A 14,713-nucleotide genomic window follows, 5' to 3' on the forward strand; every position below is an offset into this window, starting at 1 on the left:
ACCGCTAGGCGCCCACACAAATAATCCGCTGTCATCCCCGCAAAGGCGGGGATCTCTTTTGCCTTATAAACATTATTGAAGCTGTTTATTTTAAACCCGAGTCTCGTCGAAGGCCGTAGGGACTAACAGTCACAAGGCCTTCGCCAGCGCCCGAAAACTGTAGTTTACTGCTACAAACTATTTTCTGCCAGAGCAATCTTTTTTTTGCGTAGAGGGGCACTTTACAAAGTGAACACTCGAACGAAGTGAATGTGTGAACGTGTAAAGTGAACCTCGCAGCAAACAATATTTACTTACTAGTAGCGGTAAACACACCGTCCCACTGTTCGCCAGGTTTGACAGGCGGGTTTTCCTTGTACGTCTTGCAGCGCTCGATATACACGAGGCTCGGGCAGCTCTTGCTTCCCGGGTCGCGTTCGGGCAGGTGCGGCTCGTAATCCAGGCACTGCGTAAACAGTTCGATGGCCTTGTCCCATTCCATGGCGAGGTATGCCGCACGTGCCTGTTCCCAGATTTCCACGAGTTTGAGGAGTGTTTCCTCGTTCTCGCAGCCGGTCTTGGAGAGAAGTTCGAACGTCTTGACGGGCTGGCTCTTGCCCACTACGCGGATGGTGTCGAGCGAGCGGTAGATGAACAGGCCCGGTTCTAGGTGCTTCTGCGTATCTTCACTAATTTGTATGTACGCACCGTACTGCTTGGCCGCACTCTCGAGTCGTGCGGCAAGGTTCACGGCATCGCCCATCATGGTGTAGTTCTTGCGCATGGTAGAACCCATGTTGCCCGTCACTATGTCGCCCGAGTTGATACCGATGCGCATGTGCATATCGTGCACCACCTTCGGCCACTTGTCGCCTTCGCTTGCCCACTTTTTACGGAGCGCCATGAGCTTGCTCTGCATGTCGCAGGCGGCGCTACAGGCGCTCTGGGCGTGGTTTTCCAGAGGCATCGGTGCACCGAAGAACGCGATGATGGCGTCACCTTCGTACTTGTCTAGCGTACCCTTGTTGCCCAGTAGCGTGTCTGTCATTGCTGTGAGGTATTCGTTCAACAGGTCCACAAGTCGGCTCGGGTCGCCAATCTTTTCGGAGAACGTGGAGAAGCTTGCGATATCGGTAAAGTATGCGGTGATGTTCGATTTTTCGCCACCGAGGGTCGGCATAATCTCGTTGTTCACCATTTCATCGATCAGTTCAGGCGAAATGTACTGCTTGAACGCGTTGTCGAGGAATCGCTTTTCCTTGTTTTCGTAGTAGAATTGCACAATCAATGCGGCGATGTTCGTGAGCAGCATGGCGAGCAGTTGCTTGGAAACACCGATGTAGAGGCCGTCCTGGAAGTAGCGGAACGCGATGAATGCATACAGGCCCATGAGAATCATCGAAATGGCAATTGAGATGTAGCTCTTGATGAAGAGGCCGAGCAACATGCAGAGAATGGCGAGCAGGATTACAATGACCTGCTGGTGATTTTCGGCGAGGTTCACGATATAGTTGTCGTTCAGGATATTCTGGATGATAGTCGCGTGTATGAGCACCGCCGGGTTGTTTTCTTCGTGAGGACCCGGCACAAAGTCGAACAGGGCCGGAGCGGCAGAACCGAGGATGAAGACCTTGCCCTGGAACATCGCCTGGTCGTGACGGTTCTTGGTCACGTCGTAGTAGGAGAGGTGCTGGAACGGGCGGCTTTCCTTGTCGGTATTGAATCGCCCGATGTAGTTCACGAGGTAGCGGCCGTAGTTGTCGATAGGCACGCGCTTTACGGGGCCAAAGCGGAACTCCTCGCCGGACTTGAGGTTGTCCACCTTCTCGTTCGGGGCGTTCATAATATCGCGGATGACCTTGTCGGTCAGGATGACGAGGCTAGATTTCCATTTCTTTTCGGCCTTGTCGTAGCGCACGTCCATGTCGATGGAAAGGTGCTTGAGTTCGTTTTCGTGAAGGACCTTGAGAGAATCCCTGAAGAACCGCAGCGTGTTGAGCGTGGAGGGGACTATGTTGAATTCCTCCTCGCTTTTTGCGTCGGTCACGAGGAAGAGGTTGTTGATTTCCGCATCTTCCTCGCGGGTAATGGTAACCCCTTCGAACACTTCGAGCGATTCGCCTTCCGGAATGGCGAGGAGGGAATCCCCGTCAATCTTGTCGGCAATCTTCAAAAGCAGTTCAGAAACGTCCTCGTCGAGCGCCTGCCCGTCAAAGAGCGAAATCTGGATTTTCCCGTCGCTGTTCTTTTTCGCGATAAGTTTCTTGGAAATATCGATGATTTCGTCTGTCGCAATCTGCTGGGCGTCCTTGTTCTTGAGGAACTTGCGCAGTTCGGTGAACATCGGGTAACTGAACTGCGGGAACGTCGTGTGGAATATGCCCGTGGAATCGCGGTAGATGCCGAAGGGCTTGCCGAGCTCGATGTATTGCCCCATCTTGATTTTAACGTCTTTCGGGTCGAGGTGGAACAGGTGCATCACCGTCATGAGCGACATGGTAGAGTACACGCGGCTCGGGACATCGGGATAGGCGTAGGGGTTCGGGAAGCGGTAGAGCATCGACACGTGACGCACCACGCCGTCATCGTCGGGGTAGGCGTTCACGGAACCCATGCGGGCGCCGGCTTTGGCAAGTTCGGGATAGATGTTGTCGAGGAGCGTCTTGGGTTCAACGTGGGTGATGGAATCAACCTGCGAGTTGTCGAACGTGGAACTGAACCCGAGTTCCTCGGCGCGCTCGTAGGTGGCAAGCTTTTCCCATACGGACTTGTGGCTGAACGAGGTCGAGTCGTCCATCATGAAGCACACGATGGCGTTCCCGCTCTCCTTGATGTCCTTGATCATGAGGGAGTCGAAGTTGTAGTGCGAACGGATGTCCGAAAACAGCGTGTCCCACGGCTTTGTGGAATCGAGGGAGTTCAAGATGCCAATCGTCTGCTCGGCCTTCTTTTGGCCGAAGTCGGCACTCTTGAACAAAATATCGAAGCCAATCGCAGATGCGCCGCCTTCACTCAGGTTCTTGATGACATTTGCGTGGATGGATCGGTCCCATTCATTATAGTTGCCTAGCTTGGTTAGTGCGTTCTCGTCAATATCGACAATCATGATGTTAGGCTCAAAGCTGTGGCTCATCGAGACCTTGCCATCTTTTTCCAACTTTTCAAAGGTCTTTCCGGTCTTAATCTTGAAGAACTGGTCGTAGAAGATGTTCTCCATGTCCTGCGCCGCCGTCTTCGTGACGTCGATGTAGGGGTCCTGCGAATTTCCGAGGAGAAGAATGAGAAAGACAAGTATACTTGTAATCGCCGTACCGACGAGAATCTTCTTAATCTTTTTCAATATTTTTTTATTCATGTAATCAAGTATAACAAAAGAATAAAATGTATATTTCCGAAGGTATTGCCCCAGGAGCACATTTTGGCTGCACAAAAAAAGAAATCCTCTAAAAAAACAAGTACTAAATCGAAGGGAAAGTCCCCTGTTGAGCCCGAAACCCCGTTTATCGCCTTGCTTGCGGGCTGGTTCTTGGTTGCTTTTGGCGTAATCCTCTTGCTCGGGTGCGTCAGTTCGGTGTATAGCGGCTCGGACGGGAACTGGCTTGGCCCCTATCTCGGCAAGCTGATTCCCGACTTTTTCTGTTTCGTTTTCGGCAAGCTCCCGGTTGTAGCCTTTATTGCAGGCCTTGTGCTTTGGGGACTCTTCGTCGCCATCCGTTCCGTGCGCCCGCATATACTGAGTTTCGCGATTGGCTGCACCCTGCTTACGCTCGACCTTTCGTGCCTCATGGCGCTCAAGACCTACGGCTTGGCTCAAGTCGGCCGCGATGTGATGATGATGAACGGCGGCATCGTGGGTCAGTTCTTCTGCCAGAACATCGCCATTCCCGTGTTCGGGAAGGTCTCGTTCGTGGCTCCGCTTCTGCTGCTCCTTACGGTGCTCGTGCTCATTCTTGTGCTCTCGTTCGGGCTTCGTCCGCGCCACTTTGCGTTTATCGCAAGCGGGACGCGCTGGTTTGTGGGCCTGTTCCGCAAAAAGCAGGAAGAAGGCGAGGATGGCGACGAGCCGGAAGAAACCGACGTGGAACCCTCGAAGCCCCTGCGCCGCGGGATTTCGCTGATAGACGACGACACGCTCTTCCGTGAACCCGACGGCTACAAGATCAAGCGCCGCGGGGAACTGAAACCCTTTAGTGCCCGCAAGAACTGGATGGATTCTCCCTTGATGGATCGCGGGGACGAGGCCGGTTCGGGCGAAACGACAATTGCACCGATGATGAATGCTACGATGCCGGCAGCACCCGCAAGGACCATGGCTCCGGCAGAAGCGGCCACGCCGGACTTTTCGGGCGAGGATCCCGAGATTTTGCGACTTGAACAGCAGCTGCGTAATAACGGCCATAACATGAGCGCGCTGGAAATCAAGGATATCAAGGACAAGATTGCGGAAATCCGCCGTGCCCGAGAAGAAATCAAGTGGGAAAACGAGCGCAAGGGCAACCTCGTGGTGAAGGGTGCCGTGCGCGGACAGCCCGGCGATGAGCCTGCAGGCCGCCCGGCTGCCGCTCCGGAAGACGCTACCGTTGCCGCGGGCGCAGCCTCCGAACCGACGCTTGTCGCGGGAGCCAGGACAACCCAGGCGAATGGAACTATCGGCGGGTTCCCGGGTAGTGAATCCCCGGATGAAGATGCGACTGCGGGTGGCTTTGATTCTACGGCATCAGGAAGCACGGAGGGCGAATCTGCGGACGATGACACGTTTATGCCCGAGATTGTCACGAGCGACGACGTGGAGCACGACCCGACCATGGGGCAGGACCCGAGCTACGTGGCCCCGAACCAGATTGGTACATCTTCTTCGGGCAATACGACCGTGGGCGGTGCCGCGAACGGGATTCCGCAGCCTGACCCGACGGTGCATTACGACCCGTACCGCATTCCGACGGTGGACGAGATTCTCGACGCGCACGACCCGCAGCCTGCGGACTACACCGTGGAAGAACTCAATGCGATTGGCCGCATGCTCGAGGAAAAGCTCGAGAACTTCAAGGTGAAGGGGAAGGTGGTCGGCTGCGAGACTGGCCCCGTGATTACGCGCTTCGAGGTGGAACCGGGCCCGGGCGTGAAGGTAAGCCAGTTCAGCGCGCTGCAAGATGACCTCGCGATGGCCCTGAAGGCAGTTTCTATCCGCATTCTCGCGCCGATTCCTGGAAAGGGCGCCGTGGGTATCGAAATCCCGAACCGCAAGATGCAGACCATCTTCGGGCGCGATATCTTCGAGAGCGAGGCCTTCAAGCCCACGCCCGACAAGATTATCATGGCCCTCGGTAAAGATATTTCCGGCGAGCCGTTTGCGATGGACCTGGCGAAGGCCCCGCACCTGATGATTGCGGGCCAGACCGGTTCCGGTAAATCCGTGTGCATTAACGCCCTCATGGCGAGCATGCTTTTGAGCAAGACTCCCGACGAGTTGCGCATGATTCTCGTGGACCCGAAGGCGGTGGAACTCAAGATGTACGAGAACATTCCGCACCTGCTCGCTCCCGTGATTACCAAGCCCGAAGTCGCTATCCAGGCGCTGCAATGGCTTTGCTACGAGATGGACCGCCGTACCGAAGTGCTCGCGAAGGCGAAGGTGCGTAACCTCAACGGCTTCAACGAGAAGTTCGATGCCGGCCTGCTTCCCGAAGACGTGCCCGATACGGACCGCGGCCACCGCATGGCGTTTATCGTCGTGATTATCGACGAGATGGCCGACCTCATGATGGTCGCCGGGAAGGAAATCGAGAAGAACGTTTCGAGACTCGCTGCTAAGGCGCGCGCCGTGGGTATCCACTTGGTGCTTGCAACCCAGCGCCCGTCGGTGAAGGTGATAACCGGTAACATCAAGGCGAACCTGCCGACGCGTATCAGCTTCAAGGTGGCCTCCCAGGTAGACGCACGTACCGTGATGGACCACGCCGGTGCCGAGAAACTGCTTGGCCGCGGTGACATGCTGTTCAAGGCGGTGAATGCACCCGACCCGGTGCGCGTACACGGTGCATTCCTGAGCGACGAGGAAGCGGAAAAACTTGCCGATGCCTGCAGCAACCAGAACGTATGCTACCCGCAGCTTGAAACCTTCGAGGTCGAGGAAGCTGGCGGGGAAGGCGATGACGACGAGGGCAATGCCGCCATGAACGAGAAGAAGGACAAACTCCTGTTCGAAGTGGCCAAGTGGGCCATTGAATGCGGGAACGGTCTTTCTACCTCTGCCGTGCAGCGCCACTTCAGCGTGGGCTACAGCCGTGCAGGCAAGATCGTGGACCAGCTTTACGGTATGGGCCTGTGCGCCCGCAGTACCGGCAATTCCAAGCCCCGCGCGATGCTTATCGGCATGGACGAACTCATGCAACTCGAACGCTCCGGCGCTTTTAGGTAATGTGAAGTGTGTAGTGTGAAGTGAGAAGTTTGAAATGACGATTAAAGAATTTGCTCCCGCTAAAATCAATCTTTTTCTTGATGTCATTCGCAAGCGTGAGGATGGCTATCATGATTTGGGAACGGTTTTCCAGACAGTAGATGTCGGCGACACGCTTGAATTCAGCGCCCGCGACGATGGAGAAATCCACCTGGAGTACAGCAACCCGCAGGAATACCCCGTGGAATCGGACCTCGTGTACAAGGCGGCGGTCGCACTGCGTTCACATGTAGGCAACAACGACCTGGGTGCGGATATCTTTTTGGACAAGATAATGCCACTCGGTGCAGGCCTTGGCGGTGGTTCCGCCGATGCAGCAGCGGCGCTCCGCGCGCTGAACCGCCTCTGGGAGTTGCGGTTGCCGCCTGCGGAACTGGAACGCATCGGGGCAAAGCTCGGGGCCGACGTCCCCTTCTTGGTCAGAGGCGGCACGGCTTTCGCCGAGGGCATCGGCGAACGTTTATCGTTTATCTCCCCGTTAGACCTGCCTGCGGGCGAGGTGTTGCTTATCGCGACCCCGCACGACAGCGTCCCCACCAAGGATGCCTATGCGGGAGTCCCCAAGTCCGGGCCCGACCGCTGGGAAGGCTACAAGCTCGCATGGGAAACTGCATCCGATGCGGAACGTTCTTTCGGCGGGCCGCTGCTCGATTCAGGCGCTTTCTTCAATGCGTTCGAGGTTTCCGTATTCCCGAAGCACCCGCTGGTAGGCGCGATGAAGGACAAGTTCTTGGACCTCGGGGCGAGGGTCGCCCTCATGAGCGGCTCCGGCGCATCGGTCTTCGGAATCTTTGCCGACAGAACCACCGCCGAAACCGCCGCCGAAACCCTCAAGCCCTACTCCCGCTACATCGCCCTCACAAAATTCTGGCACACGTAGTGGGCTCGCGGGGGCCCCTCCCAGCAGCAGTTTAATATCAAAAAGTCTTTTTTAAACCAGAAACAAAGCCTTTTCCCTTTAAAAAAATCAATAATTTTTTTATATTTGCGCCACCATTGGGGTATCGTCAAGTGGTAAGACAACGGATTTTGATTCCGTTATTCGTTGGTTCGAATCCAGCTACCCCAATGAACTTTTTAACATTCAAACTCAAATTGGAGTAAAAAATGGAACTCACAAAACTCGCAGCAACCTCGAGAGTGCTAGGCAAGAGCCGCGACAACGCCCGCCTTCGTAAGGCTGGCCAGATTCCGGCCGTCTATTATGGTAAGGGTCAGGAGTCTGTGAATATCAGCGTCAGCGCTATTGATGTTCGCAAGGTTCTCGCCCCGGGCAAGCGTTACACCCTTCTCGACCTCGAGATCGACGGCAAGGCCGGCAATCCCGCTGTCATCTACAACTACCAGAAGGATGCCATCACGCAGGCGATTACCCACATCGACTTCATCAAGATCAGCGACGACTCCAAGATCAAGGTCCGCGTTCCGGTGAAGCTCAACGGCCTTCCGGTCGGCGTCAAGACTCAGGGTGGCGTGTTCTCTCAGGAATCCCGCTACATCTACCTCGCCGCCAAGCCGGGCTTTATCCCGACCGTTCTCGAAATGGACATCTCCGCTTTCGAAACGAACGTGACGTTCTACGCCAAGTCCTTCAAGCTTCCGGAAGGCTGCGAACTCGCCAGCCTCCCGCGCACGGTTATCTTCACGATTACCTCCAAGTCCAAGAAGAAGGACGAAGCTGCTGCTGAAGCCGCTCCGGCTGCCGCCGCTGCTGCCGCTCCGGCCGCTGCTGAAGAAAAGAAGTAATTCTTGCTTCACAGACAGAAACTTTGGGAGAGCGCTTGCGCTCTCCCTTTTTATATTTTACCCATGCAAGAAACGCTCTACGACCCGATACGCAAGAAGGATGTGCCCGCGACTCCCGAAGAACACGTGCGGCAGGCAACTATACGCTTCTTGCTCGATGTGGTCAAGGTTCCCGAGCACGCCATCACGGTCGAGTTCCCGCTAGGGCTTGTAGACCCTAAATCCGACGAGCGTGCCGATATCGTGGTCAGCAATTTCCGCGAGGGTGCGTCCATCGACAGGCCGTGGCTCATGGTGGAATGCAAGGCTCCAGGCGAATACACCTGGCCCGAGTTGCAGGTGCAGTTGAACCGCTACCTGAAGATTCTTACGCCGAAATACGTGATGCTTGCGCTGGGCGACGCTACACGTTATTTTGTTCTAGACCCCGTGGGCAAGACTTTTAAAAGCGTGAATTCTTTACCCGAATATTCCAATTCCTAGTCAAAAAAGCACCCCAATTTGCGCTTTTTTTACTTTTTAAGTGTGCGCTGCGTCACAAAAATGGGTATATTATTCGTGTGCAGGAAATAAAAAGAATAGTTTTGTTAGGATCGCTCCTCGCCATTGCTGGGGGTATGGTTTCCTGTGAGCAAAACGAGCCTGCAAAGCAGTCTGTAGCGCAATTGCAAACGGCTGCTACCGAAAACAAGACAGAAAAAAAAGTTGTTAAGCGGGAGATTCCTTCTCCGGTTCCGCTCGTATATCGCGACGAATCTGCGTTCCATCCTGCACTGGCAGATACCGCTGCTGCAAGTCAGGATAGCGTGGTTGTTCCAGAGTCTTTGGAAACGGTCGCGACTTCCTCGTCCATCGAATCTTCTTCGAGCGAGAAGGTTGTGGTGAAAAAATCCTCGCTTGTCGAATCGTCCTCGTCGTCTGCTCCGCGTGCGCCGGTGTTTTGCGAGAACGCTCCCGAAGAAATGCTCTGCGACAAGCGTGATGGACATCTCTATAGGCTGGTGCACATCGGAAACCAAATCTGGATGGGCCAAAACCTGAACTACGCCACGCACGGCAGTTACTGCTACGAAGACAAGCACGAGAACTGCAAGGTGTTCGGAAGGCTCTACACCTGGACTTCCGCGATGGCGCTCGACAAGTCTTATGCGACGGCGTCTGCAGCAGGCGTGATAGAGAAGGAACACAGGGGCGCATGCCCGGAAGGTTTCCACATGCCTAAGGATGCCGACTTCAACACGCTTGTCTCTTACATGAAGAACAACAACCGCTTCCCCAATGAAAGGAGCGGAACTGCGCTGAAGATGGCCTTCTCCTGGAAGTACAGCGAGGAATGGCCTGCGGGCACGGACCGCTTCGGCTTTGGCGCGATGGCATCCGGTTTCCGCAATGCGCAGGGCGTGTTCAGGGAACTCGGGCACGACGCCGACTTTTGGGTTGCAGATGAAAGCAACAATCCTTCGCACGCGCCGTACTGGAACCTCTATTACGATAACGACGAGTTCCTGGGCGACTACAGCAAGAAGAAGACGTACGCCTACTCGGTGCGCTGCCTCAAGAACAAGGATGCTGACGACAAGCCGCATACAGAACCGAACCCGGAAGCAGAAAAAGCCCCGGAAGATTCCACGGCAGAATAGTTAAGAGTAAAAAAGAACCCCGCTTCATGAGAGGCGGGGAAATTTTTTAGCGGGAAGGCTTGCCCTCCCTTGTCGCATTACTTCTTGGGTTCGATGCGTTCCATTCCGCCCTAACGAGCAGGCAAGGTTTCTTGCGAAACCTCGCACTCAGATTTTTCTTGACGAAAAATCTTCACACATGGTTAGGCTTTCGGTTTAATAACCTCAAGCCCACCCATGTACGGCCTCAGCACTTCGGGGATCAACAGCGAGCCGTCCTTCTGCTGGTAGTTGTCGCAGATGCCCACCATCACGCGCGGGGTGGCGAGGCCGGAACCGTTCAGCGTATGCACGAACGTGTTCTTGCCGTTAATCTTCGTCTTGATGTTGGCGCGGCGAGCCTGGTAGTCTTCGAAGTTAGAGCAGGAGCTGACTTCGAGCCACTTCTTTTCGACCGGGGCGTAGACTTCGAGGTCGTAGCACTTGGCGGCACCGAAACCGAGGTCGCCCTTGCAGAGGGCCAAGCGGTGGTAGGGGAGGCCGAGCTTTTCGAGGAGCATTTCGCCGAAGCGGGTGAGTTCTTCGTGGTCTTCGTAGCTGTGTTCCGGGTGGGCGAAGTAGACCATTTCCACCTTGTTGAACTGGTGCAAGCGGAGAAGGCCGCGGGTGTCCTTGCCGTAGGAGCCGGCTTCACGGCGGAAGCAGGCGGAGTAGGCGCAGATGCGCTTCGGGAGTTCGGATTCCGGAATCACTTCGCCGGCATAGAGGTTGGTCAGAGGCACTTCTGCGGTCGGGATGAGGAACAGGTCGTCGTCCTTGTCGCAGCGGTACATGTCTTCTTCGAACTTCGGGAGCTGGCCCGTGCCGCGCATGGTATTGCGGGTCACGAGATACGGCGGAGTGAATTCCTCGAAGCCAGCCTTCTGGTGTTCGTCGAGGAAGAACTGGATGAGGGCGCGTTCCAGGCGGGAACCGAGACCGCGGTAAACCGGGAAGCCGGAACCGGAAATCTTCGCGCCACGTTCGAAGTCGAAAATGCCGAGGCGTTCGCCGAGGGTCTTGTGGTCCACGCGGGCAAAGTCATCGTTCTTGGTGTAGTAGTCAAACGGAATCGGGCCGTCCTTCTCCACCACGTTGTCGCTGCTGTCCTTGCCTTCCGGGGAACGCGGGGCGATGTTCGGCACGTGCATGAGCATTTCGGTCTGCTTGTAGTCCAAATCCTTGAGCTTCTTGTCGAGTTCGTCAATCTTGTCGCCGAGTGCGCGCATGGCGGCTACGGCCTCGTCGGCGTTCTCGCCCTTCTTCTTGAGGTCGCCAATCTTCTTGGATTCGGCGTTGCGTTCGCTCTTGAGGCGTTCCACTTCGGTGAGGAGCGGGCGGCGTTCGTTGTCGATGGCGAGCACGTCCTTCAGGCTCACTGTGGTGTACTTCTTTTCGGTTTCAGCAATGTAGTATTCCGGATTTTCGCGGATTTTCTTGATGTCAAGCATTTTATGCCTCGGATGATAAAAATTTTACGCGGGTAAATTTAGCAAAATTACAGCGTCAAACCCGTACAATCTCGTCGCACAGCTCGCAGATTGCGCTACGGTGGGTGATGAAGATCATCGTCTTTTCGGGGGAGGCGGCAAAGAGGCGCGTGTACAGCTCGCGTTCGGTTTCTTCGTCGAGCGATGCGCTGATTTCGTCGAGCAAGAGGATGCTGCCCGGGCGGAGTAGCCCGCGGGCAATCGCGATACGCTGTGCCTGGCCCTCGCTGAGGCCCGCGCCCCGCTCGCCGATTTCGGTATCGAGCCCGCGGGGGAAATCTAGCACGAAGTCTGCACAGGCGGTATGCAAAGCCGCCCTGAGTTCCTCGTCGCTCGCGCCAGGCTTTGCAAGGAGCAGGTTGTACCGGATGGAGCCGCTCATGAGCGTGTTGCCCTGGGGGACATATACGAAATTCGCCCGCGTCGCCTTGCCTGCGGGGAACTCGTTGTTGCATGCGGGGGCCGCTGCAGGCTTGTCGCCCGAGTTAGACTGCGCCGCATATACCGAGACGTGCCCGCCGGTAGGCTCGATAAACCCGAGCATGAGCCTGAAGAGGGTCGTCTTCCCGGCGCCGGTTTCGCCCAGGAGGGCTGTCTTTGTACCCGGTTTAAAATCGTGCGTAAAGTGCGATACAATTTCGCGGTCGCCCTTCGCGTACTTGAACGTGGCATCCTCGAACCGCACCCCGGCCGCGCCGTTTAATGCAGCACCGTTTAACAGAGAACCGTTTGATACAGCGTCGTTTGATTCCTCGCCGTTCGCCGCAGGCGCGTCGCTTACCGCAAGCGCGTTGCCAGCAACATCGTCGCCTGTACGGATTTCCTCGAGCCTGTCGATACTTGCGGTGGAGTGCACGACCTGCGGGGTCATATTGAGTAGCGTGAGAATCGGCTGCTGGATTTGCCCCACCAGCTGCAGGAACGATGTCATGACGCCGAACGTGATTACGCCGTTCCTGAGCCCGATACCGCCCCACACGAATGCCATCAGGTAGCCGATGCCGAAGGCGCACCCGAGCATGAACCGCGTGACGGTCGAGAACTTTGTCCTGCGCTGCACGCCGCTTTCGAGTTCGCTCTGCATGGTGCCGAGGCGTTCAGTCATCCACTGTTCGCTCCCGAGTGAGCGTAGCACCGCATTGTGTTCCACGCCTTCCTGCACATGCATCTGGATATTGCTTTCCTTCTCGCGGATATCGTGCGTCATGTTCTTGAGGCGGTGGGCGATAAACTTCCCGATGACAATCGCGAACGGCGTGAATATCACGAGCGCCCAGGCGAGTCGCGCATCGAAGAACCGCATCAGCAGGAATGCGCCCAGCAACTGCAAGCCCGTAACGACCATCTGCGGGAGCGTGTCGGCAATGACCATCGCTACGGAATCGATGTCCTTCGTGAGGCGCGAGGTTATGTCGCCGGAATGGAAGTCGTGCTCGCTAAAGAGGTGCTTCGAGAAATACCTGCCGAAGAGGTCGAGCCGGAGCGCGTTAGACTTGCGCGTGACGGTGACCGTTGTCATGTAGTAGTAGACCTGGCGGAGCAGGATTCGCCCCACGACGGTAAGCACGAGGAATGCAATCATCCACGCGATTTCGCGCGATGTTCCCATGCGTATGGTCTCGTCGATAAACTTCTTGGAGAGCCATACCATCAAAAGCCCGAGCACCACCTGGACCGAACCGATCCCGATGCGTACCAGGGCGTTTAGCCGTGTACCGCGCGTATTGCGCCATAGCCAGGCCGCGTATTTCATTCTACGACGCCGACCTTTTTCCATTCTTCGACGATGGCGGCAACATCCGTCTTGGCCTGTTCCGCGCTCACGTCGTATTCTTCGCAAAGGGCCTCGACAAGAGAATCGACGCTGAATTCGCCCGCGGCGTCTGCCTTTTTCCAAAGGAATACTGCCGTCTCGTTGAGGCACAGGAGCCGCCCGAAATCGAGAGCGCCGATACCTTCGCCCATAATCACCTGTTCGCCGCACACGTCGCGCAGCACGAATCCGCTTTTCAGTTTCATAATGCCTTTACCTTTTCTAAAATTCTATAACACAATAGTAACCATTTCCGGACAGGCCTGAGCCTGCACCAGAGCGATGCGCGTCGCCTCGATTGCCTTGAAACGAGCGAGCGGCGTTTACCCTTGCTGTTCACGGCATAAGTGGCCTGCGCCTTGATATCCGTAACCTTGCAATGTTCAACCCCGTAGAGGTTTCCATCGCCCATGAGAATCACGCTTTCGCCATCGATTTTCAATATGCGGTGTATGACGTAGCGGTTGCCTTCGACAAACGCAAGCACGATATCGCCGACCTGCGGGGCAATCGCCTTTTCCAGGACGACGCTTTCACGGCCACCCGCGATAAACGGGAGCATGCTCCTACCGTTCACGGGGAAGGTAACCGGGATTCCTTCCGCTACAAGCCGGATGGCTTCCGCGAGAATTTCGTCGTCCGAAACGTTCATGCTTCCTGTACCCTTATGGCGTTGTAGCTGGTATTGGCCGCATCCGCGTCGGGAAGGCATTCCAGGTACCAGGTAGGCACCCTCATCGCAAGTGCATTTTCGGTTTCGTGAAGCCCGTCGGCGATTTGCTTGTCCCAGCGCTTGCCGGAGATGCTCGGCACGAGGGCTGCATAAGCCTCTATCCCACGTAACCGCTCAATCTTGTTGTAGGGAGCCTGGCTCAAGAGCACGATGCCCCCGAGGGCGCAAGAATCGTTCTTATAGCAGGGCGTCTTGCCGCTCCAAGGCGAACCGAACACGCGGATTTCGTTATCGAAGACGCGCACCACCGGGTTGTCGTCGTTCAGGAGTTCCGTACCCTCGATGTTCTCGAGCCAGAGCCGCGCGTGCGTGCTCTTTCCCGTGCCGCTCTTGCCGAGGAACATGTACCCGTAGCCTTCATGCTTTATTACGGCCGAATGGAATAGAGCCGTCTTGTGGCGGGCCGTCGCAAGAGCGTAGAAAACCATCAGAGAGTTGTTTATCGAAAATTTCTGGGCGAATTCGGTGAGGTAGAGCGTTCCCCGCCGGTATTCTCCTTCGCAAACAAGCGTCCCGCAAATCCTGTTCTGCAGCCTGAATTCAAATACGGCGTCGTTGCCCTGCGTGTGCCCGCAGATAATCTGCTGGCCTTCCTCGTCCTGCCTGGTCTCTTCGGTAAATGCGGGGGAGTCGCCCTTCTCGATTTTCAGGGAAAACAGCGCGGATTCGTCGCCTGCATAGGCGAACGGCGCGTAGTTGTCGAGCAGCGGGGCAATTTCGAGCCCGGATTCCAGAGAGAAAACGTGCCCTGCGACCTTGTATGAATAACATGCCATTTTCAGTGAAGCCTTTTCTTTTTAATATAAAAATGTTTTTGCCTGCAAAATATGCTACATT

11 protein-coding genes and 1 tRNA gene are annotated in these 14,713 nt (G+C 55.9%); 6 read left to right on the top strand and 6 right to left on the bottom strand.

Going from position 1 to position 14,713, the window contains the following annotated elements:
- Positions 1 to 289: 289 nt before the first annotated feature.
- A complete protein-coding gene (locus tag CRO08_RS06085; protein ID WP_097035447.1) occupies positions 290 to 3,334 on the bottom strand; it encodes a CHASE2 domain-containing protein in 3,045 nt (1,014 codons plus the stop codon).
- A 63-nt stretch (positions 3,335 to 3,397) separates the two neighbouring features.
- On the opposite strand from CRO08_RS06085, the gene CRO08_RS06090 reads away from it, so the two are divergent.
- The 6 genes from CRO08_RS06090 to CRO08_RS06115 all read left to right on the top strand — a co-directional run bounded on the left by CRO08_RS06090 (position 3,398) and on the right by CRO08_RS06115 (position 9,822).
- Complete coding sequence (locus CRO08_RS06090) at positions 3,398 to 6,397, top strand: DNA translocase FtsK (protein WP_097035448.1); 3,000 nt, start codon at positions 3,398 to 3,400, stop codon at positions 6,395 to 6,397.
- A gap of 34 nt (positions 6,398 to 6,431) precedes the next feature.
- Positions 6,432 to 7,316 carry a 4-(cytidine 5'-diphospho)-2-C-methyl-D-erythritol kinase gene (ispE, locus tag CRO08_RS06095; protein WP_255252254.1) on the top strand — a complete coding sequence of 295 codons (885 nt, stop codon included), beginning with the start codon at positions 6,432 to 6,434 and terminating at the stop codon, positions 7,314 to 7,316.
- A gap of 117 nt (positions 7,317 to 7,433) precedes the next feature.
- Positions 7,434 to 7,505 (top strand) — tRNA-Gln (locus CRO08_RS06100).
- A gap of 38 nt (positions 7,506 to 7,543) precedes the next feature.
- Positions 7,544 to 8,182: a 50S ribosomal protein L25 gene (locus CRO08_RS06105; protein ID WP_097035449.1), complete on the top strand. Its 639-nt coding sequence runs from the start codon at positions 7,544 to 7,546 to the stop codon at positions 8,180 to 8,182.
- A gap of 63 nt (positions 8,183 to 8,245) precedes the next feature.
- Entirely contained in the window at positions 8,246 to 8,665 is a 420-nt protein-coding gene (locus CRO08_RS06110) for a type I restriction enzyme HsdR N-terminal domain-containing protein (protein WP_072812104.1), read from the top strand.
- A gap of 134 nt (positions 8,666 to 8,799) precedes the next feature.
- Positions 8,800 to 9,822 carry a fibrobacter succinogenes major paralogous domain-containing protein gene (locus CRO08_RS06115; protein WP_097035450.1) on the top strand — a complete coding sequence of 341 codons (1,023 nt, stop codon included), beginning with the start codon at positions 8,800 to 8,802 and terminating at the stop codon, positions 9,820 to 9,822.
- Positions 9,823 to 10,004: 182 nt separating this feature from the next.
- Here CRO08_RS06115 and serS read toward each other — a convergent pair whose 3' ends face one another.
- Genes serS through CRO08_RS06140 form a run of 5 tightly spaced genes read right to left on the bottom strand, consistent with a single transcriptional unit; the run spans position 10,005 to position 14,652 of the window.
- Complete coding sequence (gene serS / locus CRO08_RS06120) at positions 10,005 to 11,291, bottom strand: serine--tRNA ligase (RefSeq protein WP_097035451.1); 1,287 nt, start codon at positions 11,289 to 11,291, stop codon at positions 10,005 to 10,007.
- Positions 11,292 to 11,346: 55 nt separating this feature from the next.
- A complete protein-coding gene (locus tag CRO08_RS06125) occupies positions 11,347 to 13,083 on the bottom strand; it encodes an ABC transporter ATP-binding protein (protein WP_176495073.1) in 1,737 nt (578 codons plus the stop codon).
- Positions 13,080 to 13,349, bottom strand: a complete 270-nt coding sequence (locus tag CRO08_RS06130) for a PqqD family protein (RefSeq protein ID WP_072812113.1) — start codon at positions 13,347 to 13,349, stop codon at positions 13,080 to 13,082. Before CRO08_RS06130 ends, CRO08_RS06125 begins: the two co-directional genes overlap by 4 nt.
- Positions 13,346 to 13,795, bottom strand: coding sequence for a S24/S26 family peptidase (locus tag CRO08_RS06135; RefSeq protein ID WP_097035453.1), 450 nt, complete (start codon positions 13,793 to 13,795; stop codon positions 13,346 to 13,348). The genes CRO08_RS06130 and CRO08_RS06135 overlap by 4 nt, the downstream gene beginning before the upstream one ends.
- Positions 13,792 to 14,652: a hypothetical protein gene (locus CRO08_RS06140; protein ID WP_217990567.1), complete on the bottom strand. Its 861-nt coding sequence runs from the start codon at positions 14,650 to 14,652 to the stop codon at positions 13,792 to 13,794. Before CRO08_RS06140 ends, CRO08_RS06135 begins: the two co-directional genes overlap by 4 nt.
- Positions 14,653 to 14,713 lie beyond the last annotated feature (61 nt).

This window comes from Fibrobacter sp. UWT3 (assembly GCF_900230125.1).
GTDB lineage: Bacteria > Fibrobacterota > Fibrobacteria > Fibrobacterales > Fibrobacteraceae > Fibrobacter.

Excerpts from the sequence above, each read along its gene's own strand:
- CRO08_RS06125 (WP_176495073.1), bottom strand. The coding sequence starts at position 13,083 with ATGAAATACGCGGCCTGGCTATGGCGCAATACGCGCGGTACACGGCTA.
- ispE (WP_255252254.1), top strand. The coding sequence starts at position 6,432 with ATGACGATTAAAGAATTTGCTCCCGCTAAAATCAATCTTTTTCTTGAT.
- CRO08_RS06110 (WP_072812104.1), top strand. The coding sequence starts at position 8,246 with ATGCAAGAAACGCTCTACGACCCGATACGCAAGAAGGATGTGCCCGCG.
- serS (WP_097035451.1), bottom strand. The coding sequence starts at position 11,291 with ATGCTTGACATCAAGAAAATCCGCGAAAATCCGGAATACTACATTGCT.
- CRO08_RS06085 (WP_097035447.1), bottom strand. The coding sequence starts at position 3,334 with ATGAATAAAAAAATATTGAAAAAGATTAAGAAGATTCTCGTCGGTACG.
- CRO08_RS06135 (WP_097035453.1), bottom strand. The coding sequence starts at position 13,795 with ATGAACGTTTCGGACGACGAAATTCTCGCGGAAGCCATCCGGCTTGTA.
- CRO08_RS06140 (WP_217990567.1), bottom strand. The coding sequence starts at position 14,652 with ATGGCATGTTATTCATACAAGGTCGCAGGGCACGTTTTCTCTCTGGAA.
- CRO08_RS06105 (WP_097035449.1), top strand. The coding sequence starts at position 7,544 with ATGGAACTCACAAAACTCGCAGCAACCTCGAGAGTGCTAGGCAAGAGC.
- CRO08_RS06130 (WP_072812113.1), bottom strand. The coding sequence starts at position 13,349 with ATGAAACTGAAAAGCGGATTCGTGCTGCGCGACGTGTGCGGCGAACAG.
- CRO08_RS06115 (WP_097035450.1), top strand. The coding sequence starts at position 8,800 with ATGGTTTCCTGTGAGCAAAACGAGCCTGCAAAGCAGTCTGTAGCGCAA.